The organism is Lentilitoribacter sp. EG35, assembly GCF_040784015.1.
Classification (GTDB): Bacteria; Pseudomonadota; Alphaproteobacteria; order Rhizobiales; family Rhizobiaceae; genus Lentilitoribacter.
In genome coordinates, this window is the sequence record NZ_JBFNGQ010000001.1 from 754171 (window position 1) to 780493 (window position 26323).

General features: G+C 43.9%; 24 protein-coding genes. 18 read left to right on the forward strand and 6 right to left on the reverse strand.

What is annotated here, in order from left to right; all coding sequences use genetic code 11:
• The first annotated feature begins 37 nt into the window (after positions 1 to 37).
• The 7 genes from AB2J24_RS03510 to AB2J24_RS03540 all read left to right on the forward strand — a co-directional run bounded on the left by AB2J24_RS03510 (position 38) and on the right by AB2J24_RS03540 (position 8129).
• Entirely contained in the window at positions 38 to 937 is a 900-nt protein-coding gene (locus AB2J24_RS03510) for an alpha/beta hydrolase family protein (protein WP_162652306.1), read from the forward strand.
• A 138-nt stretch (positions 938 to 1075) separates the two neighbouring features.
• The gene (locus AB2J24_RS03515; protein WP_367384445.1) at positions 1076 to 2509 is read left to right on the forward strand and encodes a UbiA family prenyltransferase; all 1434 of its coding nucleotides are present in this window, start codon (positions 1076 to 1078) and stop codon (positions 2507 to 2509) included.
• Between the two features lie 3 nt (positions 2510 to 2512).
• Complete coding sequence (locus AB2J24_RS03520) at positions 2513 to 3850, forward strand: FAD-binding protein (RefSeq protein ID WP_367384446.1); 1338 nt, start codon at positions 2513 to 2515, stop codon at positions 3848 to 3850.
• Positions 3851 to 3962: 112 nt separating this feature from the next.
• A complete protein-coding gene (locus AB2J24_RS03525) occupies positions 3963 to 4400 on the forward strand; it encodes a transporter (protein WP_162652303.1) in 438 nt (145 codons plus the stop codon).
• A 2-nt stretch (positions 4401 to 4402) separates the two neighbouring features.
• The gene (locus AB2J24_RS03530) at positions 4403 to 5413 is read left to right on the forward strand and encodes an NAD-dependent epimerase/dehydratase family protein (protein WP_367384447.1); all 1011 of its coding nucleotides are present in this window, start codon (positions 4403 to 4405) and stop codon (positions 5411 to 5413) included.
• A 55-nt stretch (positions 5414 to 5468) separates the two neighbouring features.
• Positions 5469 to 6887, forward strand: coding sequence for an aspartate aminotransferase family protein (locus tag AB2J24_RS03535; RefSeq protein ID WP_367384519.1), 1419 nt, complete (start codon positions 5469 to 5471; stop codon positions 6885 to 6887).
• A 111-nt stretch (positions 6888 to 6998) separates the two neighbouring features.
• A complete protein-coding gene (locus AB2J24_RS03540) occupies positions 6999 to 8129 on the forward strand; it encodes a hypothetical protein (protein ID WP_367384448.1) in 1131 nt (376 codons plus the stop codon).
• Positions 8130 to 8190: 61 nt separating this feature from the next.
• On the opposite strand, the gene glnA is transcribed toward AB2J24_RS03540, so the two are convergent.
• The 4 genes from glnA to uvrA all read right to left on the reverse strand — a co-directional run bounded on the left by glnA (position 8191) and on the right by uvrA (position 13725).
• Entirely contained in the window at positions 8191 to 9600 is a 1410-nt protein-coding gene (gene glnA / locus AB2J24_RS03545) for a type I glutamate--ammonia ligase (RefSeq protein ID WP_162652299.1), read from the reverse strand.
• Positions 9601 to 9674: 74 nt separating this feature from the next.
• Complete coding sequence (locus tag AB2J24_RS03550) at positions 9675 to 10013, reverse strand: P-II family nitrogen regulator (protein WP_162652298.1); 339 nt, start codon at positions 10011 to 10013, stop codon at positions 9675 to 9677.
• 325 nt (positions 10014 to 10338) lie between these two features.
• Positions 10339 to 10785: a VOC family protein gene (locus AB2J24_RS03555; protein ID WP_367384449.1), complete on the reverse strand. Its 447-nt coding sequence runs from the start codon at positions 10783 to 10785 to the stop codon at positions 10339 to 10341.
• Between the two features lie 42 nt (positions 10786 to 10827).
• Positions 10828 to 13725 carry an excinuclease ABC subunit UvrA gene (uvrA, locus tag AB2J24_RS03560; protein ID WP_367384450.1) on the reverse strand — a complete coding sequence of 966 codons (2898 nt, stop codon included), beginning with the start codon at positions 13723 to 13725 and terminating at the stop codon, positions 10828 to 10830.
• A gap of 285 nt (positions 13726 to 14010) precedes the next feature.
• On the opposite strand from uvrA, the gene AB2J24_RS03565 reads away from it, so the two are divergent.
• The gene (locus tag AB2J24_RS03565) at positions 14011 to 14523 is read left to right on the forward strand and encodes a single-stranded DNA-binding protein (protein WP_367384451.1); all 513 of its coding nucleotides are present in this window, start codon (positions 14011 to 14013) and stop codon (positions 14521 to 14523) included.
• Positions 14524 to 14629: 106 nt separating this feature from the next.
• Complete coding sequence (locus tag AB2J24_RS03570) at positions 14630 to 14992, forward strand: hypothetical protein (protein ID WP_162653587.1); 363 nt, start codon at positions 14630 to 14632, stop codon at positions 14990 to 14992.
• A gap of 13 nt (positions 14993 to 15005) precedes the next feature.
• Here the strand turns inward: AB2J24_RS03570 and AB2J24_RS03575 are convergent, their stop codons facing one another.
• Positions 15006 to 15635: a MarC family protein gene (locus AB2J24_RS03575; RefSeq protein ID WP_162652295.1), complete on the reverse strand. Its 630-nt coding sequence runs from the start codon at positions 15633 to 15635 to the stop codon at positions 15006 to 15008.
• 184 nt (positions 15636 to 15819) lie between these two features.
• On the opposite strand from AB2J24_RS03575, the gene gyrA reads away from it, so the two are divergent.
• The 6 genes from gyrA (at position 15820) to tgt (ending at position 22530) form a co-directional block, all read left to right on the forward strand.
• On the forward strand, positions 15820 to 18621 hold the full coding sequence (gene gyrA, locus AB2J24_RS03580) for a DNA gyrase subunit A (protein WP_367384452.1): 2802 nt from the start codon (positions 15820 to 15822) through the stop codon (positions 18619 to 18621).
• Positions 18622 to 18674: 53 nt separating this feature from the next.
• The gene (gene coaD, locus AB2J24_RS03585; RefSeq protein ID WP_162652293.1) at positions 18675 to 19175 is read left to right on the forward strand and encodes a pantetheine-phosphate adenylyltransferase; all 501 of its coding nucleotides are present in this window, start codon (positions 18675 to 18677) and stop codon (positions 19173 to 19175) included.
• Between the two features lie 76 nt (positions 19176 to 19251).
• Positions 19252 to 19812, forward strand: a complete 561-nt coding sequence (locus AB2J24_RS03590; protein ID WP_162652292.1) for a peptidylprolyl isomerase — start codon at positions 19252 to 19254, stop codon at positions 19810 to 19812.
• Positions 19813 to 19837: 25 nt separating this feature from the next.
• Positions 19838 to 20311: a peptidylprolyl isomerase gene (locus AB2J24_RS03595; RefSeq protein ID WP_162652291.1), complete on the forward strand. Its 474-nt coding sequence runs from the start codon at positions 19838 to 19840 to the stop codon at positions 20309 to 20311.
• A 27-nt stretch (positions 20312 to 20338) separates the two neighbouring features.
• Positions 20339 to 21400 carry a tRNA preQ1(34) S-adenosylmethionine ribosyltransferase-isomerase QueA gene (queA, locus tag AB2J24_RS03600; RefSeq protein ID WP_367384453.1) on the forward strand — a complete coding sequence of 354 codons (1062 nt, stop codon included), beginning with the start codon at positions 20339 to 20341 and terminating at the stop codon, positions 21398 to 21400.
• A gap of 8 nt (positions 21401 to 21408) precedes the next feature.
• Positions 21409 to 22530: a tRNA guanosine(34) transglycosylase Tgt gene (tgt, locus tag AB2J24_RS03605; protein WP_367384454.1), complete on the forward strand. Its 1122-nt coding sequence runs from the start codon at positions 21409 to 21411 to the stop codon at positions 22528 to 22530.
• 4 nt (positions 22531 to 22534) lie between these two features.
• Here tgt and galE read toward each other — a convergent pair whose 3' ends face one another.
• Positions 22535 to 23524: a UDP-glucose 4-epimerase GalE gene (gene galE, locus AB2J24_RS03610; protein ID WP_162652288.1), complete on the reverse strand. Its 990-nt coding sequence runs from the start codon at positions 23522 to 23524 to the stop codon at positions 22535 to 22537.
• 195 nt (positions 23525 to 23719) lie between these two features.
• Here galE and AB2J24_RS03615 point away from each other — a divergent pair, with 195 nt between their 5' ends.
• Genes AB2J24_RS03615 through kdsA form a run of 3 tightly spaced genes read left to right on the forward strand, consistent with a single transcriptional unit; the run spans position 23720 to position 26315 of the window.
• Complete coding sequence (locus AB2J24_RS03615) at positions 23720 to 24703, forward strand: KpsF/GutQ family sugar-phosphate isomerase (protein ID WP_367384455.1); 984 nt, start codon at positions 23720 to 23722, stop codon at positions 24701 to 24703.
• Positions 24700 to 25479 (forward strand): 3-deoxy-manno-octulosonate cytidylyltransferase, encoded by a 780-nt coding sequence (locus AB2J24_RS03620; RefSeq protein WP_367384456.1) that lies wholly within the window; start codon positions 24700 to 24702, stop codon positions 25477 to 25479. Before AB2J24_RS03615 ends, AB2J24_RS03620 begins: the two co-directional genes overlap by 4 nt.
• 17 nt (positions 25480 to 25496) lie before the next feature.
• Positions 25497 to 26315 carry a 3-deoxy-8-phosphooctulonate synthase gene (gene kdsA / locus AB2J24_RS03625; protein ID WP_162652285.1) on the forward strand — a complete coding sequence of 273 codons (819 nt, stop codon included), beginning with the start codon at positions 25497 to 25499 and terminating at the stop codon, positions 26313 to 26315.
• Positions 26316 to 26323: the final 8 nt, after the last annotated feature.

Sequence of the window (26323 nt, forward strand, 5' to 3'; positions counted from 1 at the left end):
ATCGAAATGAACCTGCTTTGTCTGGAGTGTCATGCAGATGCTGACAAGAATTAAACGCTTTTTATTGCAGTTGGTGCCTATATCCACCCTTGTTCTGCTGTTTGGGATGATTTCTTTAAGCAATGCGCTTGAACTCAAGCCATTCAAAGACAAGTTATTCGCATATCCGGAAATTCTATCATCCAAAGATAACGGAGACTATTTGCTCGTAAAATATGACAAGCAAATTAATATACATAAACGTGATCAAGTCCCTATTCGAAAAGTTAAGCAGAAATATGTTAAGCTAGGTTTGCGCCGTTTTCAAACATATCAGGAATTCCAATATGCTGGACGAAATATAGAGATTGGATTTGTCGCAAAAAAGGGTGCGCCGAAGTTTGCTGTATTATTCATTCATGGTCGTGATGGTGATCGGAAGTTGGGTTTGAAGGATTATACTTTTGGTGGGAATTTTAACAGACTGAAGAATCTCGCGGTCCGAAATAATGGCTTATATCTCACGCAAACAATTAGAGAGTTCTCCAAAAGTGGTATAGCGGATGCCAGAGCCCTTATTCGTTATCTTCATGACGAGAAAAAAGTCCCGAATATCATCATAGTTTGCGCATCAATGGGCGGCCAAATTTGTAACAAGCTTGCACATGATCACAATGATGTCGCTAGGCTTTCCGGGATTGTTTTATTGGGGGCTATTCCGGATCCGAAATTGGCGACATCACACGCGGTAAGTGTTGGACTTCCTATCATATTAGCGCATGGTAATGATGATGTTGTGTATGATTGGAGAGGTGTGCAGGCAGTTTATCAGCGCATAAAGTCGCGAACTTCACGTTATCCGATAAAATTGATCCTGTTCAATACAGGTCGTCACGGCACACCAATTCGAATGATTGACTGGCGGCAGACATTGAATTGGGTTTTTAAAAAATCCTAAAATATCTTACTCCGCTTGAGGCGAGTAGGAGTATTTTAACCAACTTGATGGTTTTTGGGATGAGAAATCCGCCCTTTAAGAGAATTTAAGCTCCAATTCTGTAACTTTCAGCAAGATTTATTGATTGAGAGCCAGGTTATGGATTTTAGTGTTGATGTAAAACATGTTCCCTTATGTGTTGATTTAGATGGCACGTTGGTGGCCACAGATACGCTTTGGGAAGGCTTGGCTACGCTTTTGCTAAAACGTCCGTATCTCCTGTTTCATGTAGCTTTTTGGGTTTTCAAGGGAAAAGCATATCTTAAACAGAAAGTTGCATCTTACACCGATAGCTCTGCACAAGACTGGCCGCTACGCAAAGAAGTGCTAGATTACATCGAAGCCGCCAAGCAGAGTGGTCGAAAGGCCTATCTTGTTACCGGGGCAGCTAAAGCGACGGCATTAGAGCTATCAAATCATCTTGGAATTTTTGATGGAGTTTTTCATAGTAGTGAACAAGAAAACCTCACATCGCATCTCAAGGCTGCTAAACTTGTTACAGAGTTTGGCGAAGCCGGGTTTGACTACATTGGGAATAGTCGAGACGATGTCGTTGTATTTGACATTGCCAGAAAGGGTATTGTCGTATCACCTGATAGTGCCGCCCGTCGCTGGCAAGAACTGAATGATGGTGAAGAAATCAATGTTCCGTTGCCGAGCCCAAACACGATCTTTAAATCAATTCGTGTTCATCAATGGGCGAAGAATATGCTCATCGGTGTTCCGCTTGTACTTGATCACAATTTGTTCGAGATGCAGGCTGTAGTAGCTGCCATCATAGCATTTTTCTCGTTCAGTTTTTTTGCATCATCGGTATATATCGTCAATGATTTATCTGATTTAAAAGCCGATCGAGCGCATGCAAAAAAACGATATCGCCCCCTAGCTAGTGGAGCATTATCGATACCTGTTGCGGCAATGACCTGGTTTGCGCTCGTTGCTGCATCCATCTCATTGGCCAGTCTGCTTCCAGTTCAATTTATACTGATTCTTACGCTTTACGCTGTTGTGACGACGGCATATACTTTTGTTTTAAAACGTAAATTGCTCGTTGATGTGTTCACATTGGCGGGATTGTATACTATTCGAATTATAGCGGGAGCTGTGGCAACATTCAGCGAATTATCCTTCTGGCTTCTTGCGTTTTCAATTTTCTTTTTCTTATCACTCGCATTGGTAAAACGTTATGTCGAGGTCTCAGAGCTGGGCGATGATGATAACTCAAATGTCGTCGGGCGCGGTTATTCGGGTGTTGATGCAAATATGCTTATTCAAGGCGGAATTTCATCTGCTTTTGCCGCAACAATGGTTTTAGCACTTTATATAAATAGTAATGAAGTTATTGGAATGTATTCTAACCCGTGGATGATTTGGCCTTTAGTGCCAATCATCTTATATATGCAATTGCGCATTTGGATATTGGCTGGTCGGGGACAGGTGCATGAAGATCCAGTTGTTTTTATCATGCGAGATTGGCGTAGTCAGCTGACAATGGTGATGGGCGGGGCGTTACTCTTAATCGCTATGGTGTAATCAGTGGAGCCTACTCACGACAACAACTTTACGAGCTGGGGCAATATAAGCCGAGTTCAACGTGATCTTGCATCAGTGGATCAGTTCCCAACATCTCAAAGCTCATTTCTTCCGTTTGGGAATGGCCGATCTTATGGTGACACTTGTCTCAATGACAGCGGTGTTTTGCTTCCTATGCAAAACGATGCGCATATTCATCAATTTGATGCAAAGACTGGTTTGTTATTTGCAGATGCAGGCGTTTTATTGCGTGATGTTTTAAAGTTTACTCGTCCATTCGGATATTTTCTAGAAGTCACGCCGGGAACTTCCTTTGTTACATTGGGTGGAGCAATTGCAAACGATGTGCACGGCAAAAACCATCATGCGCGCGGGACATTTGGACGCTCAGTTTTATCTTTCGATCTTTTGCGAAGTGATCGATCTGCATTGATGCACTGTTCGCCAGAAGAAAACTCCGAAATTTTTGCTGCAACAATTGGTGGTATGGGGCTGACTGGCGTTATTACGAGAGTTTGCCTTAGGCTTATGGAAGTTTCGTCATTTGACGTTAATCAAAAAACACTTCGGTTTAACAACCTGGATGAATATTTCGAAAATGTAGAAGTCATAGACGATGCACACGAATATTCGGTCGCATGGATTGATCAGTTGGCCCGTGGGACATCGTTTGGGCGAGGGGTTCTTATGGCCGGCAACCATGCTTCGGTTGAAGAGGGGCATGCTATGGCCGGAGAGAGACAAGCAGATGAGTCTAAAGATGCGAAACTTTCTGTGCCATTTACCTCTCCTATAAACCTGATTAACCGCTGGAGCCTAGCGGCATTTAATTTTGCATATTATCACAGTTTTTCCAAAGGCCTAAGTGAAAGCATGGAGCCTTGGCAGAGTTACTTTTATCCCCTTGATGCGATTAAGGGTTGGAACCGTTTGTATGGCCCAAAAGGTTTGTATCAACATCAAAGTGTTTATCCAAAGGCTGCTGCAAGAGAAACAACAATCGAATTATTGGAATGTGCAAAGCGCTTTAATCATGGATCGTTTTTAACGGTACTGAAGAGCTTTGGTGCTCAAACAACACCCGCATTATTTTCATTTCCGCGAGAAGGTTTTACTCTAACGCTTGATTTTGCAAATCAGGGGGTGAAAACGCTTCAATTGTTAGATGCTCTTGACGAAATTGTGCTGAAAGCCGGTGGCGCTGTTAATCCATATAAAGATCATCGAATGAGTGCTGAAACATTTGCGCAGTCTTTTCCCAATTGGCGTGAGTTAGAAGCTCACAGAGATCAGAAAATTTGCTCGGACTTCTGGCGCAGAACTGCTTTAACGTTGAAATAGCTGGCTTCTCAGCCACATTGATAAAAGTTTAATAAAAATTAGCCATAGCATTGAACGCCAGATTCATTTTTGCCTGTTATCACAAACGTGGGACAAGAATACGGGACAGAACATGAAGTTTATCTGGTTTATATTATTCACAGTGGTGACCAATGCTGCTGCACAGCTCATGCTCAAGCAGGGCATGACGATGATTGGTCCGCTTAACATTTCTGCTGAAAATGCAATATGGCGTATATTGCAGATTGTTTTTCAGCCGTGGGTATTTGCTGGATTATGTATGTTTGTAATCTCGATGGCCTCGCATTTATTTGTATTGTCAAAAGTTGATCTGTCATTCGCATATCCGTTTCTAAGCCTTGCTTATGTGGCGGTCGCAATCTTCGCATATTTCTTATTCAGCGAAGATATCAACAACTGGCGTATCGCCGGTATCGCCTTCATTTGCTTGGGCACGGTTTTAATCGCGCAATCTGATAAATCAGGAAAATCAGAAGTTGCTTCTGACAGCGCGGAACTTATTCAAGATTACTCTGGAGAGAGATCGTAATTATGAAACATATTATTTTCGGTGGTGATGGGTTTGTCGGCTCTCACCTTGCACCAAAATTACTTGAAGACGGACAAGAAGTTGTTGTTGTCGATGTCAAAAATAGCGACCACACTCACTATTCAAATGTTGAACATATACAACTTGATATTACCGACGAAACGCAGTTTTCAAAACTAAAGATTGATGCGGATGATGTGATTTATAATATGGCGGCAACTATGCTCTCGCCATTGCAAATTCGCTCTAAAAGATACGATTTCTTTTGGCCTGTGAACTTTCACGGTGCCGGCAATATAATGAAATCTATGGATAAGGCTGGAGCGTCCAAGTTTGTTCAATTCACCACGGATATGGTGTATGGACATACAATTGTTAGTCCTCAAACTGAGGATCACCCAATTGCTCCACTTGGTGAATATGGTGCATCCAAATGGGCAACTGAGCAGGAATGTCATAGATGGCGGGATCGCGGCATGGATATCTCAATCTTCCGCCCGCGCTTGATCATCGGCCCTGGTCGCCTTGGTATTTTGGAAAAACTATTCAAGTTGATTGATATAAATTTGCCAGTTCCAATGATTGGTTCTGGCAAAGCGCCTTACCAGTTTATTTCTGTTTATGATTGCGCAGAAGCGGCAAGATTGGCATGGAAAGCCGGTTTTCCGAATGGGGAGTATAATTTAGGTTCACTTAATCCACCATCAGTGAGAGAATTATTGGGTGGGTTGATTCAGCATGCAGGCTCGCATTCAATTCTACTTCCAACGCCGGGTTTTGCGGTGAAGAAAACGCTCGCATTTCTGGATTTAATAAACATGCCGATCATGGATCCTGAGCAATATTTGATTGCTGATGAGATGTGTGTTCGTGAAACAGGCCGAGCGAAAAAAGATATGGGTTTTGTTCCAAAAGACAATGATATGGACATGCTGATTGCTGCTTACAAAGAATACCGTGCTGGGAAGACTGGCGCACAACAAAATAATTTAAATACAGTTCCTGCGGAATAGGATTGGATACAAAATGCTAAACGCACTTAGAAATGAAAATCCTGAAACACATGATATGCCCGTTTTGGATGTTAAGGTGAGAAAGCCGAATTTGCTGAGCGTTGAGGATGCTAAAGAGATGAATTTGGCGGATATGACTGAGCTTTTTAAAGATCATGTTAATCCTGGCCAATTGCATTTTATGAAGCTTCTAGGTTTTCACAAAATTAAAATCGAAAGTGCCGAGGGTATGGTTTATCGTGATCAGAATGGTCGCGAAATTCTTGATTTCTTTGGTGGATTTGGTTCACTCGCTTTTGGTCACAACCATCCTCGAATATTAGATGTCCGTAAAAAATTCCAAGATGAAAAACGCCACGAAATAGCGATGGCATTTTTATCTCAATATAACGCGGCATTGGCGAAAAATCTGGCTGAAATTGCACCAGGCGATTTAAATATGGTTTTCCTAGGGTCATCTGGTTCGGAAGCCATGGAAGCAGCGGTGAAAGTTGCTGAACGTGCCGCTGGACCTGATAAATCGAAGGTCGTTTATGCTGAAAACTCGTTTCATGGTAAAACGAAGGGCGTACTCTCGCTGACTGATTCACCACTTTACAAGGGTGAGTTTAAATTAATTGAGAATACCGTTCGTGTGCCGTTTGCAGATATTGATGCTATTCGAAATGCCTTCGAAAGCGATCCGGAAATTGGTGTGATTGTGCTTGAAACCATTCAAGGTGGCGGCGGTATTATCAAGGCTGAACCAGCTTTCTGGCAAGAATTGCGCGCGTTATGCGATAAACATAATGTGCTTTGGGTTGCCGATGAAGTGCAATGTGGAATGGGTCGTTCAGGTCAATTCTTCGCCTTTGAATATGCTGATGTTGTGCCTGATGTCACAGCATTGGCAAAATCTCTCGGTGGCGGTAAATGCGCTATGGCTGCAATGATTGCAACGACAGAAGTGTACATGAAGGCGTATGGCACACCAAAAACGGCGTTGATCCATGGTCAAGCGACATTTGGCGGTATTGGTGAAGCCTGTGTGACGTCTATTGAAGGCCTCAACATTCTTTATGATGAGCAATTGATTGAGAACTCTGCGCAAACAGGGGCATATCTGTTGCGACGTCTTGAAGAGCTTCGGGAAAAATACCCGAAACTTATTAAAGACGTTCGCGGGCAGGGGCTTATGGTAGGTCTTGAATTCCAAGATTTCAGCCAGACATTACCTGCTGTCTTGCGCCCTGTTGTGGCAATGCTTGACGAGAAGCTAAAAGGTTCGCTGTCAGGATTTATTGGTGCGCTGATGCTCCGGGATTATGATGTTCTGGTTGCCTTTACAGAATATAATCGTAACGTTATCCGCCTTGAACCTCCGTTGATTTGTGAGCAACGCCATGTTGATCAGTTTATCGCAGCATTAGACAATCTACTGGGACGCGGCATTATTCGTATTGTTAAAGATTTCGTTGCGAGCCAAGTTAAATAAGCAAAACAAGCGAGCATCATATCTATCGTGTTTAATGGATTGTTTAATAGCAATATAGTCAGAAGTGTTTTCACGCCTCTCTTGATTTGGTGTGATAAAAAACTTGGTCAATTGAGTGCGTGGCTGGGGGCTCTGTTCCTGGTCGGATTTGTTGCGCTCACAGCAGTTTATTCTGTCACGCAGCCTTCCGTTAATTGGGATATGATCGCCTATCTTGCCTCCGCCGAAATGGTGGAAGGTGATAAAGATATCAAAACTGTCCATAAAGAGGTATATGCCAAGGTAAAAAATAGTGTTTCGCCCGCAGAATACAAGGAATTAGCGGAGGGAGATAGTTATCGACTGCGACAATCTACCGATGCGGAAGCATTTGGGTCTATGTTGGTGATGTATAAAGTCAAATATCTTTATATTGAAGCGATACGAGTGCTTAAGCCATTCCTCGGTGGTGTAAAAGTCATGAACACCATGTCAGTTGTAGCTGGCCTCGTTCTGGGTGTGGTAGTAATAGCATGGCTTTGGTCGGCGGGAGCATTGGTATTGGCTCCATTATTTGTCGGATTATTTGCATTTACAGGCTATGCGGAACTTATGCGCAATGGCGGACCTGACATCGTTCAAGCGGCAATATTCTCTCTGGGAGCATATGTTTATTGGCGCAGCTCATCGTGGCTTTCAATTATTATTGCGACATCGCTGTTTCTCATCAGTTTTGCGATTAGGCCGGAATTATTGATCGTCCTCATAGGATTGGTATTGGCGTTGGTATTGTTCGGAGGGCGGGCAGTTGTGCCAGCCGTAGCGACTATCGGAGCATTATTATTGTATCCAGTATTAACTGGTGCAGCGGGTCATCCTGGTTGGTGGACGCATTTTATGTTCTCACTCAATACGTATTCAGAAACCCTTATCGGCTTTGATCCCGATTTTAATATTATCTACTATTTTACTGCGTTAGTAAGAGGTATTACATACTCACTTATCCAACAGAGTTGGTTGGTGCTTACTTTTCTGGCTGTTCTAATGCGTTATATATTGTGGCGCTCGGATGTTCAGGTGGACAAAACTGCTAATCTACTATTCTGGGGGTGTTTAATTGGTCTTGGTGGAAAATTTGTTGTGTTTCCCATCCCCGACACACGAACATATTTCACGCCACTTTTTGTGCTTTATCTGTCGCTTTCGCCCGCTATAAGCACATACCTGACGGCCACTTTTCAACGAGAGAGAGCTGCGGCTTAATCGCAAAATATAAAAAGCCCCGATGTTTCCAACGGGGCTTTTCGTATTTATAATTTAAAGATTATGCAGAGTAATACATGTCGAACTCAACCGGATGCGGAGTGTGTTCGAGACGTATAACTTCTTCCATTTTCAATTCGATGTATGAATCAATTTGATCATCATCAAATACACCGCCAGCAGTCAAGAATTTGCGATCTTTGTTGAGTGCTTCAAGAGCCTCACGCAATGACGCACATACTGTCGGGATCTTCTTAAGTTCTTTCGGAGGAAGATCGTAAAGGTCTTTATCCATTGGTTTGCCCGGATGGATTTTGTTTTTGATGCCATCTAGGCCAGCCATAAGCATTGCTGCGAATGCAAGGTATGGGTTAGCCATTGGATCTGGGAAACGAACTTCTACACGTTTTGATTTTGGTGATGAACCAAATGGAATGCGACAAGACGCTGAACGGTTACGTGCAGAATATGCAAGTAGAACAGGGGCTTCGTAGCCAGGAACCAGACGCTTGTAGGAGTTTGTTGTTGGGTTTGTAAAGGCGTTAAGTGCTTTAGCGTGCTTAATGATGCCGCCAATATAGTATAGGCAGTTTTCAGAAAGACCTGCATATTCATCACCAGCAAATGTTGGCTTTCCATCTTTCCAGATGGACTGGTGAACGTGCATGCCTGTGCCGTTATCGCCATATACTGGTTTAGGCATAAATGTTGCCGTTTTGCCGTAGGCGTTTGCAACTTGGTGCACAACATATTTGTAGATCTGAACTTTATCAGCATTGATTGTCATTTCATCAAACATGACACCAAGTTCGTGTTGAGCTGCCGCCACTTCGTGGTGGTGCTTCTCAACTTTTACCCCCATTTCCTTCATCACAGTCAACATTTCTGAACGCATGTCTTGCTCAGAATCTACTGGTGGTAATGGAAAATAACCGCCTTTTACGCGCGGACGGTGACCAAGGTTGCCTGTCTCATAGTCAGTGTCATTGTTTGTTGGCAATTCAGTTGAATCGAGTTTGAACCCTGTGTTGTATGGGTCAGCTTTAAACTTAACATCATCAAAGATGAAGAATTCTGGCTCTGGCCCCACATAAACAGTATCACCAACACCGGACGCCTGCATGTAAGCTTCAGCTTTTTTCGCAATTGAGCGTGGGTCACGGTTGTAACCTTCGCCGGTGACTGGATCTAGGATGTCGCATGTAATTGCGATTGTAGATTGTGCGAAGAACGGATCAACGTGGCATGTTGAGCAATCAGGCATCATAACCATGTCTGATTCATTAATGGCTCTCCAGCCTTCAATTGATGAACCATCAAACATGACGCCATCTGCGAACATGTCTTCATCAACAACGCTGACGTCCATCGTTACGTGATGCACCTTACCGCGCGGGTCAGAAAAACGAAGATCAACAAACTTGATGTCTTCTTCTTTGATTTGCTTTAAAATATCTTTAGCAGTCGTCATGTTACAATTCCTTATTCAGTATGACGAAAATTTAGCTGCTGAAAGCAGCCGATGATTTTTTCTATGAGTTGAGATTAAACGGCATCAATACCTGTTTCACCGGTACGGATCCGAATGACTTCTTCCACCTGTGATACAAATATTTTTCCATCGCCAATGCGGCCCGTTTGCGCGGCATTTCTAATGGCTTCAATTGCAGCTTCTACATTGTCTTCACCTAATACAATTTCCACCTTAACCTTAGGTAAAAAGTCAACAACATATTCAGCACCACGGTAAAGCTCTGTATGGCCCTTTTGGCGACCAAAACCTTTAGCTTCTGTGACTGTGATTCCTTGCAAGCCGACTTCTTGAAGGGCTTCCTTCACTTCATCGAGCTTGAATGGCTTAATGATGGCTTCGATTTTCTTCATAAGAGAATCTTCTCCGCTTTTTCTGTTACGGCGTGTGATTTGCACGCTCTGTAATTTATTAAGCACAAGTCATGCCAGTTTTGATTAGTCAAACAAAAATAAGTGATTTTTTGTTCATTTTGTTGCGATATTTTTGATTTTCCTCATAAAAATTCTTACTATTTGCAAAATTGACACCAAAAAAAGTGAGTATGATAAGAATGGATGTGACTTAAGAATGCATGGTCCGCTCAATCATGGGGTTTTCTCTGGTTAAAAAATAAGCAAATGCCTAAAATTTAATCTGTATGAGGGGGTGAAAAATAATCGGTAATGAGGAAATTGCTTAACCTTTCATCATCTCATTGAATCGGCGTTTGATTTCCTCGGTACCTACATCTTCCAAATTGCTAGCTATGTGCCAGATATGACCAAATGGATCTTGTAGTTTTCCTGATCGATCGCCGTGAAACTGATTTTCAATCTGAGTAAGAGTTTTACATCCGTCTGATATCATATTGTTAAAGGTCGTATCGATATCATCAACATAGATGTTTATGGACACTGGTGTTCCGTTATATGATAAAGGTGATTTGATGCCCATCTGCTCAAATTCATCACTTATCATAATACGGCAATTCTGAAAATCCAGTTCGCTATGCATGATTTTTCCATCGGGAGATTCAAGCCTGTAGATCTCTTGTGCGTTGAAATGTTTTTCATAAAAATCAATCGCGCGACTTGCATCCCTGCAGATAAGATAGGGTGTAATAGGTTGATATCCTGTTCTCATGAATGCCTCCTGAGAGTTTTGTCGTTGGAAACCAAAATTTATCTACTTAGCGCGACGTTCAAATAGTTCTTTCAAAAATTGCCCGGTGTAAGAACGTTCAACTTTTGCCACATCTTCTGGTGTGCCTGTAGCTACGATTTCTCCACCGCCATCGCCGCCCTCAGGACCAAGATCTATAACCCAATCGGCACTTTTAATAACTTCGAGATTATGTTCGATCACCGCGAGAGAATTTCCTTGATCCACCAGTTCTTGCAATACGTCCAGCAGTTTTGCGATGTCATGAAAATGTAGGCCGGTGGTTGGCTCATCTAATATATACAGAGTTTTACCTGTTGATCGTTTTGAGAGTTCTTTGGCGAGTTTAACGCGTTGCGCTTCACCACCAGAAAGGGTGGTGGCCTGTTGACCAACTTTGATATAATCAAGTCCGACCCGTTTTAGAGTGACCAACTTGTCGCGAACAGCAGGGAAGGCGTCAAAAAAAACGCAACCTTCCTCGACCGTCATGTCAAGTACATCGGCTATAGATTTACCCTTAAACATGACGTCGAGAGTCTCTTTGTTGTAGCGTTTGCCGTGACATACATCACAAGTCACATACACATCGGGCAGGAAGTGCATTTCAATTTTTATAACACCATCACCTTGGCATGCTTCGCAACGTCCGCCTTTTACGTTGAATGAAAAACGTCCAGGCTGGTAACCACGAGCCTTAGCTTCTGGTAATCCGGCAAACCATTCTCTTATTGGTGTAAAGGCACCTGTATAAGTCGCCGGATTTGACCGTGGTGTCCGACCAATTGGAGATTGATCAATATCAATAACTTTATCGATAAATTCAAAACCCTCAATATGATCGTGAGCAGCCGGATTATCGCGTGCGCCCATGATTCGACGCGCAGCAGCTTTATATAATGTTTCAATAAGGAGTGTAGATTTTCCCCCACCTGATACGCCGGTTACCGCAGTGAATAGGCCAAGTGGGATTTGGGCTGTTACATTCTTTAAATTATTAGCTTTTGCCCCTAACACTTTGATTTGCCTTCCCTTTACGGGTTTTCGTCGTGTTTCACGATTTGGTATTTCAATAGCACCGGTTAGATATTGGCCAGTTAGTGATTTCTTACTTGCCATAACTTGTTTTGGTGTTCCTTTGGCAATGATTTCGCCTCCGTGAATACCTGCGGCTGGGCCAATATCAACGACATAATCTGCTGTTAAAATCGCATCTTCATCATGTTCAACCACAATCACGGTATTGCCGATATCTCTTAGGTGACGCAAGGTATCAAGAAGGCGGGCATTGTCGCGTTGATGAAGGCCAATTGATGGTTCATCCAAAACATATAATACGCCTGTTAGGCCTGAACCAATTTGAGATGCCAGCCGAATTCTCTGACTCTCACCACCAGATAGGGTGCCTGAATTTCGAGATAGTGTCAGGTAATCAAGACCAACGTCATTGAGGAATTTTAAACGCTCGCGGATTTCCTTCAAAATACGTTCCGCTATTTCCATTTGCTTGTCATTTAGTTTTGATGGAAGAGAATCAAACCAATCACCAGCCCCGCGAATAGACATTTGGCTAACTTGGCCAATATGTTTGCCGTCAAGTTTTACTGCCAGTGTTTCAGGTTTTAGGCGGAAGCCTTTGCAAGAAGGGCAGGAAGCTTGAGACATGTAACGCTCAATTTCATCGCGAGCCCAGTTGCTGTCAGTTTCGCGCCAGCGCCGCTCCAGATTGGGGATAATACCTTCGAAATTTTTAGATGTTTTATAAGAACGCAGGCCGTCATCATAGTTGAATTCGATCTTGTCTTTAGTGCCGTTTAGGATCGCCTTTTGCGCCGTCTCTGTTAACTCAAACCAGCAATCGCTCATTTTGAAATTAAAGTGTTTTCCAAGCGCTTCCAGCGTTTGCTTATAGTACGGTGACGAAGACTTAGACCAAGGTGCAATTGCTCCATCGCGTAAAGTTTTTCCTTGATCTGGTACGATTAAATCAGGGCTAATCTTTTTTTGGCTACCCAGTCCATCGCAAGTGGGGCAAGCGCCAAATGGGTTGTTAAACGAAAACAAGCGAGGCTCGATTTCCGGTATTGTAAAGCCAGACACAGGACAGGCAAACTTCTCAGAAAATATTATGCGTTCATGTGTTTCGTTTTTTGATTTGTTTTTTGAACCCGACGCGGTTTCAGAATCAGGCAAAGGTTTGTCGGCAAATTCAGCTATTGCCAGACCTTCTGACAGCTTCAAACAGGTTTCTATACTATCTGCCAAACGCGCCGCGCTATCAGGACGGACCACGACACGATCGACCACGACATCGATGTCATGTTTGAATTTTTTATCAAGGTCGGGTACGTCAGCAATCTCGTAATATTGGCCATCGACCTTAAGGCGTTGATAGCCTTTTTTCATCAACTCAGCCATCTCTTTGCGATATTCGCCTTTTCTGCCGCGAATAAGCGGAGCAAGTATATAAAGACGTGTTCCTTCTTCTAGCTCCAGAACGCGATCTACCATCTGACTTACGGTCTGACTCTCAATCGGGAGGCCTGTCGTAGGCGAGTAGGGAACGCCGACGCGAGCAAACAAGAGGCGCATATAATCATAAATTTCAGTGACAGTGCCGACCGTCGAACGCGGGTTACGGCTTGTTGTCTTCTGCTCAATTGAAATTGCTGGAGAGAGGCCTTCAATTTGATCAACGTCCGGTTTTTGCATCATTTCCAAAAACTGGCGTGCATAGGCAGATAGACTTTCAACATAGCGCCGTTGACCCTCAGCATAGATTGTATCAAATGCGAGTGAGGATTTGCCCGAGCCGGATAGCCCCGTCATTACGATTAGTTTGTTTCGTGGGAGGTCGATGTCAACGCTTTTGAGATTGTGTTCGCGCGCGCCACGTACTGATATTGTCTTTAACTCGCTCATGAATGGTCCATTACATGTCAACTGGAAGATAGATGGTATTACTCTTCTTTACGCTCAAGTCGAGCACTGGTTTTAATTAATCCAAGATTTGATTCTCTTGACACTGCGCATTGTGATATATAGAACAAAAATAGAACAAACCAGCCTTTTTCTGAGTATTTCATATTTATATGTGGATTTAGATAAATAGGATGATTTGTGGTGGGACATGACCGACTAAGCTGGGTTAATGCGTAGCTAAGCGTACTCAGCGTTGGCAATTAGTATATTTTGAAAGGTTTTGACATGGCGGGCAGTGTGAATAAAGTTATTTTGGTTGGCAATCTTGGTGCTGATCCAGATGTAAAGCGCACACAAGATGGTCGTCCGATTGTTAATCTTTCAATCGCGACATCGGAAAGCTGGCGTGATAAAAATACAGGCGAGCGTCGAGATAAGACAGAATGGCACCGTGTTGTAATCTTTTCTGAGGGTCTATGCCGCGTTGCGGAAAACTATTTGAAAAAGGGCTCGAAAGTTTATCTTGAGGGCGCGTTGCAAACACGCAAATGGCAAGATCAAAACGGGCAAGATAAATATTCGACGGAAGTCGTGCTACAGGGTTTTAACTCGACTTTGACAATGCTTGATGGCCGGAACGATAACCAAGGTGGCGGAGGTAACTTTGGTAGCAACCAAGGTGGAGGCAACTTTGGTGGAAGTCAGGGTGGCGGTAACCAAGGTGGTGGAAATATTCCTGGTGGTTCCGGTGATTCTGGCGGCTTTTCTAATGATATGGACGATGATATCCCGTTTTGATCGGGATATTTAGTCAGGCATTTTTGATAACGCAATTGTCAGATGATTTCGTTTGCCTAATGGCCTATTGTTATCTCAAACGATCATCGAGCAAAGTGTGAGTAATATGCGACTTTTGATTTCCGGTTTTATCATTTTATTTTCGAGCTTTTCCGCAACCGCTGGAGAAGTCGATGTATTGGATGTGAAGGCAGAGAAGAATGCTAGCGGCAGCTACCGTTTTTCAGTGACAGTTAAGCATGCAGATGAGGGCTGGGATCATTACGCTGATAAATGGGACGTGGTTGACTCAGATGGAAACATATTGGGCACGCGCGTTCTCGCTCACCCGCATGTTAATGAGCAGCCATTTACGCGGTCATTATCAAATATCGAAATTCCTGAGGACGTGAAATATGTACTCATTCGTGCTCATGATAGTGTTCATAAATATGGCGGCAAAGAGTTCAAGTTAGAGCTTCCGAGATGATTCTGGTTTGATATTATCCGAAGGTCCAAATTGAATTAATACCATCAACGACAAATTGAACTGATAAGGCTGCCAAAACAAGACCCATTAAACGTGTCAGAATCATTCGTCCTGTTGTGCCGAGTAATTTATCCAGCCTGTCTGTTATCACGAGACTTATAAATAGCACGATTAGGGCTGCGATTATAACTCCAATCAAAGCTGATGTCATTGCAACGCCCTTAAATGAGGCTGAAAGCAAGATTACAGCTGATATCGCGCCCGGGCCTGAAATAAGCGGTATTGCAAGTGGGAATACGGCTATATTTGCGATGTGGTCTTTTGTGATGGCTGTTTCGGCGCTCGCTTCCTGCCGCTTTTGCCGCCTTTCGAATAACATCTCAAACGATATCCAAAATAGTAGCAACCCGCCAGCTATTCTGAATGCGCCAAGACTGATCCCTAAAGTCGTAAGAATTTTTGAGCCGAGAATGGCGAATGTAGCTAACAGGGCTAAAGCGATCACACAGGCACGTAAGGCGACCTGAAACCGTTCGGAGCGGCTCATATCAGCAGTTAAACCTAAGAAAATAGCGGCCATGCCCGGCGGGTCAAACATAATGATTAATGTTGTGAATGCGCTGATGATTAAATCTGATGACAATTTAGACCCCCGACACGTGCAAATATCTGTTTTGATATGGCTTTAAATGTATAATTTTTCACTTAAACCATCTTTCAACAGCCTTTATGGGCTTATCCCCTATTAAAGTAAAACAGATATTAGCAAGCGGAGACTGTCTGCGCTATAAAAGGTGATTGATTCCAATAATAGTGATCTGTTTAAATTGACCGACCAAACTACACCAGAAAACAACGACCCAACACCGGGTATCGAGCCAATATCAATCGTAGAAGAGATGCAGCGTTCGTATCTTGATTATGCCATGAGCGTAATTGTTTCACGTGCTCTTCCCGATGTCCGAGATGGATTGAAGCCTGTTCACCGCCGTATTTTATACGCGATGCATGAGGGTAATTATCATTGGAACCGTAAATATGTGAAATCGTCACGTATTGTCGGTGATGTGATGGGTAAATATCACCCTCACGGTGATCAGTCGATCTATGATGCAATGGTTCGTATGGCCCAAGATTGGTCGATGGGAGCGATGCTTGTCGATGGACAGGGCAACTTTGGTTCCATCGATGGTGATCCGCCAGCTGCGATGCGTTATACGGAATCTCGTCTTGCCAAGCTTGCTCACGATTTGCTCGAAGATATTGACAAGGACACCGTCGATTTCCAAGAAACTTACGATAATTCCGGTAGTGAGCCAACTGTTGTCCCCGCTCGTTTTCCTAATCTTCTAGTCAACGGTGCTGGCGGTATTGCTGTTGGTATGGCGACAAATATCCCACCACACAATTTGGTTGAGGTCATAAACGGTTGTATTGCGGTCATGGAAAATCCTGCAATTGAACTGCCGGAACTCATGGAGATTGTGCCGGGTCCTGATTTTCCGACTGGTGGGCATATTCTAGGTCGAGCAGGTATTAAAAGCGCGTTTGAAACAGGGCGCGGTTCTGTTGTTATGCGTGGTAAGACGCATTTTGAAACGATCCGTAATGATCGTAATGCAATCATTGTTACCGAGGTTCCTTATCAGGTAAATAAAGCTGCCATGATTGAGAAAATGGCTGAGCTTGTGCGTGATAAGCGCATTGAAGGTATTTCCGATCTTCGTGATGAATCTGATCGGCAAGGCTATCGGGTTGTTATTGAATTAAAACGTGATGCGGTACCTGAGGTTATTCTTAACCAACTGTTCCGCTACACGCAGCTACAAACGTCTTTTGGCGTTAATATGGTTGCACTAAACGGCGGCAAGCCTGAGCTACTCAATATTATGGACTTGCTGAAAGCTTTTGTGGCTTTCCGTGAGGAAGTTATCAGCCGTCGTACTAAATTCTTGCTCCGTAAAGTTCGCGATCGAGCGCATGTCTTGGTTGGTTTGGCGATTGCTGTTGCGAATATTGACGAAATTATTGCTTTGATCCGCAAGGCTCCAGATCCTGCAACGGCTAGAGCACAGCTTATGGAGCGGCGCTGGCCTGCTAAGGATGTGGAATCTCTTATTCTTCTAATTGATGATCCGCGCCACCGTATTAATGAAGATAAAACATATAATCTTTCTGAAGAGCAAGCTCGCGCTATTCTTGAACTCCGTTTGGCTCGCCTGACAGCACTAGGTCGCGATGAAGTTGCAGATGAATTGAATACCATCGGTGCAGAGATCAAAGATTATCTCGATATCTTAAGCTCTCGTATGCGCATTCAGGGCATTGTGCGTGATGAGATGATTTCCATCCGTGATGAGTTTGGCGTTCCGCGCCGAACTGAAATCATGGAAGGTGGTCCAGATATGGACGATGAAGATTTAATCGCGCGTGAGGATATGGTCGTAACCGTATCACATAGCGGTTACATCAAACGTGTTCCTTTGGCCTCTTATCGGGCGCAGCGTCGTGGTGGTAAAGGTCGTTCAGGAATGTCGACCAAAGACGAGGATTTCGTCACACGTCTGTTTGTCGCCAATACGCATACGCCGATGTTGTTTTTCTCTTCTCGTGGTATTGTTTATAAAGAGAAAGTTTGGCGTTTGCCGATTGGCAGCCCGCAATCTCGTGGCAAAGCACTCATTAATATGCTGCCGCTGGAGCAGGGCGAGCGCATTACGTCTATCATGCCGCTTCCGGAAGATGAGGAAAGCTGGACACAGCTTGATGTTATGTTTGCAACAACCCGGGGCACAGTAAGACGCAACAAGTTGTCTGACTTTGTTCAGGTTAATCGCAATGGCAAGATTGCGATGAAGCTTGATGACGACGATGAGATATTAAATGTAGAAACTTGTAGCGAGCATGATGATGTCTTGCTGACGACAGCTTTGGGTCAATGTATTCGGTTCCCAGTGACTGCTATTCGCGTATTTGCGGGGCGGAATTCTGTTGGTGTTCGTGGTATTAATCTGGCGGAAAAAGACAGCATTATTTCCATGACAATTATTGGTCATGTTGATGCCGAGCCATGGGAGCGAACAGCTTATCTCAAACGTGCAGCTGCCGAACGCCGCCTTGAAGGTGATGATGGTGATGAAGTTGTTCTGGAAGTTGAGGATGAGGATCTTGTTGAGGGTGAATTGTCGCAAGAGCGCTTTGATGAGTTAAAGGCTCGAGAGCAATTCGTGCTAACAGTAAGCGCAAAAGGTTATGGTAAGCGCTCATCCACATATGAGTTCCGAATTTCGGGTCGTGGCGGTAAAGGCATTAAGGCTACAGATACCTCTAAGACTTCGACTATTGGTAAATTGGTCTCCGCATTCCCAGTCGAAGATAAGAATGAGATCATGTTAGTATCCGATGGCGGGCAAGTTATTCGAGTACCAGTCAATGGTATACGCATGGCAAGCCGGGCAACAAAGGGTGTAACGATTTTCTCAACTGCGAAGAAAGAAAATGTGGTTTCTGTTGACTGCATTAGTGAACCTGCAGACAATAGCGAAGATGATGCGCTATCGGAAGGTGAAGCTTCTGTAGATCAAGTCGATGCGCCAATCGTGGATCAATCTGAGCAGGGTGATGCTTAGTAGTAAGTGAACTTTTAGTGAATGATGACCTTGTTTTGGGTGAAAGGTACAAAATGAAAAAAGCATTCTTTGCTGGTTCTTTTGACCCGATGACCAATGGTCATCTTGATGTGATTAAGTCGGCTTTAAACATTACACCTAAGCTTGTTATTGGTGTCGGCATTAGTGCGACGAAGCAGCCACTATTCTCATTCGAACAGCGTTCTGAGATGATATTAGAAGCTGTTGCTCATATATTGCCTGATCGTTCTTCTGATGTTGAAGTTATTTCCTTTTCCGGCCTATTGGTTGATGTGGCCAAGGACGTTGGCGCAAATGTAATTGTTCGTGGCTTGCGTGACGGCACAGATTTTGACTATGAAATGCAGATGGTTGGAATGAACCAGACAATGGCATCCGATATTCAAACTGTGTTTTTGCCGGCCTCGCCAAAGGTTCGTCACATCACAGCCACATTGGTCCGGCAAATAGCAAAGATGGACGGTGATATTTTGCCATTTGTGCCATCTAATGTTGAACAGGCATTGAAAACGCAAATATCAAGAAATCGCTAACCGCAGCGCCGTTCATGCTTGCCATTTTTTCTAACTTATGCGACAGCCAATCGAATTCATTCAAAGGACATCCAATATGCGTCACGCTCTTATTGCATTTTGCACACTTATGATTGCCACATTTTCAATTTCATTGGCTCAAGCTGATGAATTTCTAACTATCGAACTTAAAAGCGGTGACGTTGTTATCAAACTTCGTTCTGATGTTGCTCCCAAGCATGTTGAGCGTATTAAAACATTGGCCACAGATGGTGAGTATAACAATGTTGCGTTTCACCGCGTGATTGACGGTTTTATGGCTCAAACAGGTGATGTGAAATTTGGCGATATGGAAGATGGTTTTGCGCCTAATCGTGCAGGAACTGGGGGATCATCAAAACCGAACCTGCCTGCTGAGTTTTCAGATATTCCTTACGAGCGTGGGGTAGTCGGCATGGCGCGTTCACAAAACCCAAATTCTGCAAATTCTCAATTTTTTATCATGTTTAAAGAGGGGCGTTTCCTCGACGGTCAATACACAGTTATTGGTGAGGTTGTTTCAGGCATGGAATTTGTTGATGGAATTAAGCGCGGCGTTGGACAAAGTGGCGCTGTTGAAAACCCTGATCGCATGATTTCAGTGCGTGTTGGCAAGTAATAATTAAAATTGAAGGAGTAGCCAAATGGCTGAAATTAAAGACCCCGAAAATACACTGATCATGGAAACAACTAAGGGTAAGGTTGTTATCGAATTATTTCCTGATTTGGCTCCCGGCCATGTTGGTCGCATTAAAGAGCTAGCACGTGATAAGTTCTACGATGGCATTGTCTTCCATCGTGTGATCGATGGTTTTATGGCGCAAACTGGTGACCCAACCGGTACTGGAATGGGTGGGTCTGATAAGCCTGATCTCAAAGCTGAATTCTCTAACATGAACCATAGCCGTGGCACGTGCTCAATGGCGCGTTCGCAGAACCCTGATTCAGCTAATTCTCAGTTCTTTATTTGCTTCGATGATGCTGGATTTTTGAATAAACAATATACTGTTTGGGGACAGGTTATTGAAGGTATGGAGAATGTGGATCAAATTAAGCGTGGTGAACCTGTGCAAGACCCTGATTCTATGACAACTGTCCGTGTTGCTGCGGACGTCTAGTCACTTTATAAGGTATATTACGAGCATATGCGCGTAGATTTATTTGATTTTGAACTGCCGGATGAATGTATTGCACTTCGTCCGGCAGTTCCGCGAGAAGCGGCCAAATTTCTCATTGTCAGAAACGATAAAGAGGAATTTGAGGACGCACGAGTAGCCGATTTTGTCAGTTTTTTGGAGCCGGGTGACGCTGTGGTTTTTAATGACACGCGTGTCATTCCTGCCCAGCTTGAGGGCGTCCGTATTCGCGGCGAAAACAAATTAAAGGTTCAATCAACCTTACATATGCGTGTCGCCGGTAATGAGTGGAAAGCATTTATTCGTCCGGCAAAACGCGTTAAGATTGGTGATGCCATCATCTTCAACTCGGGTGACATGCAACTTCATTGTGAGGTTGTTGATAAGGCTGATGGTGGTGAAGTTACTCTGCGTTTTGAACAATCCGGTGCTGACCTTGATGCTGCGATTGCGCAAACAGGCAAGGTTCCACTACCGCCCTATATAGCATCAAAGCGCGGTGAAGATGAGCAAGATAAGCTCGATTATCAGACAATCTATGCCAAAGACGCAGGTGCAGTTGCAGCGCCAACTGCTGGTTTGCATTTTACCCCGGAAATATTCGATGCTTTGAAAGCGAAGGGTATTTCTTGTCACTTTGTGACTTTACACGTGGGCGCGGGTACATTTTTACCGATTAAAGCCGATAATACCGATGACCATAAAATGCATTCAGAAATTGGGTTTGTTACGCAAGACATCGCCGATGCGTTAAATGAGGTTAAGAAAAGTGGTGGCAGGGTTGTCAGTGTTGGAACCACGTCTTTGCGACTGTTAGAAAGTGCAGCGACGCCGGAAGGTGAAATAAAGCCATGGTCGGGGCCGACCGATATTTTTATAACACCTGGATATAAATTCCGAGCCGTTGATATTTTAATGACAAATTTTCATTTGCCAAAGTCTACTCTATTTATGTTGGTTTCGGCGTTTAGTGGGTTTGATCGCATGCGCGATGCTTACAAATATGCAATTGATAATGATTACAGATTTTATTCCTATGGTGATGCGAGTCTGCTTTTTAAAGCAGAGTAGGGGCTTTTATGAGCGAAGAGTTCAAGTTTGATGTTCTAGCAACGGATGGTGACGCACGTCGCGGACAGGTTTCGATGCCACGCGGTACGATCCGGACCCCTGCATTTATGCCTGTGGGAACAGCAGGTACTGTGAAAGCTATGTATCTCAACCAGGTGCGAGATCTTGGTGCAGATATTATTCTTGGTAATACCTATCACTTGATGTTGAGGCCTGGTGCAGAGCGCGTTGCACGACTTGGCGGATTGCATGAATTCGCGCGTTGGAAGCATCCCATTTTAACCGATTCTGGTGGGTTTCAAGTGATGTCGCTTTCAGGTTTGCGCAAATTAACCGAAAAAGGTGTGACATTTCAATCTCATATTGACGGTTCGAAACATGAAATGAGTCCGGAAAGGTCCATTGAAATTCAAGGATTGCTCGGTTCTGATATCCAAATGCAGCTTGATGAATGCATAAGGTTGCCGGCTGAAAAAGATGAAGTTGAACGCGCAATGGAATTATCTTTGCGATGGGCAGAGCGTTGCAAAACAACATTTGGTGATCAACCTGGTAAGGCAATGTTTGGTATTGTTCAAGGCGGAGATTATGAGGACTTACGCATAAAATCTGCTGAAGCGTTGAGCTCAATGGACTTAAAAGGTTATGCTGTGGGGGGGCTTGCTGTTGGCGAACCGCAAGACGTCATGCTGCGGATGCTGGAAACAACGTGTCCGGCTTTGCCGCATGAAAAGCCGCGATACCTCATGGGTGTGGGTACTCCGCAGGACATACTGCGATCAGTCGCACGCGGCATTGATATGTTTGACTGTGTTATGCCTACAAGAGCTGGGCGGCATGGCCAAGCGTTTACGCGCTATGGAAAATTAAATCTAAAAAATGCGAAACATGCCGAAGATAAACGCCCATTAGATGAGCAATCAACCTGTCCTGCGACAAACGATTATTCGCGTGCATATTTGCATCACTTGGTGAAAGCGGGTGAGGCGTTGGGTGGCATGTTGTTGACTTGGCATAATCTAGCCTATTATCAAGAGCTTATGGCAGGTATTCGTCAGGCCATCACAGATGGAAACTTTGAAGAGTTTTCCAGAAAAACTGAGGCTGATTGGGAAACTGGCGAGGCCTGATTTTTCAACTCGCGTTTGCCAAACCTTGTTCCCACTCATACGCTGATCTAATTATTTGCGATAAGTCGTCATGCTGTTCTTGCCAGTCGGTAAGTGTCTTTATACGGTTATTGTTTGCTGTGATGCTAACAATGTCACCAGCTCTTCGGGATGCAGTTTGTACATTGATTTCTTTTCCAGCAACTTCAGAGACCATTTTCAATACATCCAGAACTGAGAAGCCCTTACCATATCCACAATTTGCGATCATGGATTTGCTTCTGCCGCGTAATTGATCAAGAGCGGATAAGTGTGCTTGCACCAAGTCTGACACATGTATGAAATCACGGATACATGTTCCGTCTGGCGTATCATAATCTGTACCATAGACTTGGATATGATCTCGTTTGCCTGTGGCTGTTTCGCACGCGACTTTTATAAGGCTTAATGCGCCTTGCGTTGTTTGGCCAGTTCGGCTTTGTGGATCTGCTCCGCCGACATTGAAATATCTGAGAGCCGCAAAGTTAAATGAATCGTGAGCCGTAGATGTGCTGGTCAATATTCGCTCTGTCATCATTTTTGAATGACCATAAGGAGATTGCGGATGAAGAGGGGTTTCCTCAATCACTGGATCCGTTTTAAGTGGCGTTCCATAAACGGCAGCTGTTGATGAAAACACCATATGTTCAATACCTTGATCAAGTGCGACTTCTATCAGGTTTTGAGAGTTTGTCGTATTATTGCGATAATATTCGAGCGGATTTTTAATTGATTCTGCCACCGAGATTGAACCCGCAAAATGAATAATCGCATCGACATTATGTTCGGACATAATCTTTGCCATTGCATCTTTGTCTGCAATATCGACTTGATAGAAGGGGATGTCTTGAGGGATGGAGCTGCGTATACCATTCGAGAGGCGATCAACAACAACTGGCTCTTCACCCCGATCCAAAAGGGCCCAAACCATATGGCTACCGATATAGCCCGCACCACCTGTCACTAAAACTGTCATAGTTTACTCCAACACCCGAAGTTATTTACAGAAATATTGATAACAAAGAATTCTGAAAACGGGATAAAGAATGAAGTTCTAAGTTTAAGAAATGGATTAATAGTTAGGTAACTTATTTTTCAAAGGTCAAATTCATTGACAGCCATACCTATATGCTATTTGAAATTTAGTACGATTAATTGGGATAAATCACCTGTGACGGATAACCTGATAAGCCACATTTCAGACGAGGGAATGCGCAATATTTGTAAGGATGCTTTGGTTTCTGAAGCGAATGCAATTCTTGATTTCAGCGAGACATGTAAAGATGAATTACTTGATGCGATCAAATTAATTGAGAAGTCAACTGGACCGTTAGTTGTTGTTGGTATTGGTAAATCCGGGCATGTTGCGCGTAAGATTTCATCATCGTTTTCGTCTATCGGGAAATTATCATTATTCCTTCACGCAGCAGAAGCAAGTCATGGGGATTTAGGCCAGATTGGAAAAGATAGCGTTGTGCTTACGCTTTCAAATTCTGGTGAAACATCTGAGTTATTTCAGGTGATGAGCTACTGCCTCGGGAATGATATTCCAATGATTGCGATTACTAGAGATGCTCAAAGCACATTAGGGCGAAGCGCTGCGGTAACGATTGCCTATGGCAAGCTTACGGAGGTCTGCCCGAATGGGTTAGCACCAACGACATCAACAACTTTGACACTCGCCATTGGTGATGCTTTAATGGTTGGTGTTACGCATGCACTTGGTTCTGCACCCGAAGATTTCCACAAGCTGCACCCGGGCGGGAATTTGGGTACAAAGTTCCTCAAAGTTTCAGATTTAATGCACGGTGGTGATGCTTTACCAATTGTTGCTCCAGACACGCCTATGTCGGAAGTGGTAATCAAGATATCAGAAAAGTCTTTCGGAATTGCAGTTGTCGTTGATGGTGATGAAATTAAAGGCGTGATTTCTGATGGAGATTTACGTCGTAATGCCAAAGACTTATGGAGTTTGAAAGCTGTTGAGGTTTGTTCTGCCAATCCTGTGACTATACAAGCAGATCATTATGCTGAAAAAGCGCTGGAACTTATGACAAATCATAAAATTACATGTTGTGTGGTAGCCGATGAGAATCAATCCTTGAAGGGGATATTGCATATTCATGATTGTTTGCGCGCTGGAGTGACATCGTGAAAACAACCATCCTAATTCCGGCTCGATACGCCTCATCGCGCTATCCAGGTAAGCCTTTGGTCGAGCTTAAAGGGTCTGATGGCGTTTCCAAAACACTTATTCGACGTTCATGGGACACGGCTCAGTCCGTTGCTAATGTAGCTGATGTATTTGTCGCGACAGATGATGAGCGAATTCGTGACCATGTATTAGGGTTTGGCGGTAAGGTGATTATGACATCTGAGGCTTGTGCGAATGGAACTGAGCGATGCGCTGATGCTTTGCAATATCTTGAGGTAGAGCCGGATTTAGTGGTTAATCTTCAAGGTGATGCGCCATTAACTCCGCCGTGGTTTGTTGAGGCTTTGATTGAGCATATGTCGACCGACCCGTCAGCAGGAATGGCAACTCCCGTATTGCGGTGCGATGAGCAAACTTTTGAAAATTTTAAGAATGATCGCGCCGAAGGGCGAGTTGGCGGAACAACAGCAGTCTTCTCAAAGACGGGAAAAGCTTTGTATTTCTCAAAAGAAGTTATTCCATTTGTGCCCGAGGGCAAAGCCCAAACACAGGTTCCTGTTTTTCATCATGTGGGCGTTTACGCTTACCGTACCAATGCGCTTAAAAATTACATGAAATGGGGTGAGGGTGTTCTTGAGGCCAATGAGGGTCTTGAGCAGCTTCGGTTCTTAGAAAATGATGCAGATATTTCATGTGTGGAAGTTGATGCAAGAGGTCGTGTTTTTTGGGAATTGAATAATCCAGTTGATGTAGCACGAATTGAAAGTGTTCTTTAAAAGAAATGGAAAATCAAATGAAGCAGTTTGAAATTGGAAATATACGTGTCGGGAATGATTTACCTTTCTCATTGATTGCTGGTCCATGCCAAATTGAAAGCCTAGACCATACCTTGTTCATGGCGGAAAAAATTGCGAAAGCATGTGAGAATGCAAATGTTCAATTCATCTATAAATCAAGCTTTGATAAGGCGAACCGCTCATCTGCATCCAGTAAGCGTGGCGTCGGTATTGATAAAGGTTTAGAAATTTTAGCCAAGGTGAAATCTGAGTTCGAATGTTCAGTTTTGACCGACATTCATGAAGCTGGGCAGTGCGCGAAAGTGGCTGAAGTTGCGGATGTTTTACAAATTCCAGCGTTTCTGTGCCGTCAGACGGATTTGTTGTTAGCTGCAGGAAATACCGGAGCTGCGATTAATGTCAAGAAGGGTCAGTTTTTGGCGCCATGGGACATGACGCATGTCGCTGACAAGCTTGCTTCGACTGGTAATGAACGGATTATGCTATGTGATCGCGGCACAAGCTTTGGTTACAACACATTGGTATCAGATTTTAGGTCATTGCCTATTATGGCCGAGACTGGCTACCCTGTTGTATTTGATGCAACGCATAGTGTTCAAAAACCTGGCGGAAACGGGGCCACGACGGGGGGCGAACGTCGCTTTGTGCCTGTCCTTGCCAGAGCTGCTGTTGCCGTAGGATGTGCAATGCTATTCATGGAAACGCATGAAGATCCTGATAATGCGCCATCGGACGGTCCAAATATGGTTTATGTTGATCAACTGGAAGAGATTTTGATGTCTCTTAAACGCATTGAAACTGCTGCTCAGGGGTAAGTTGACTT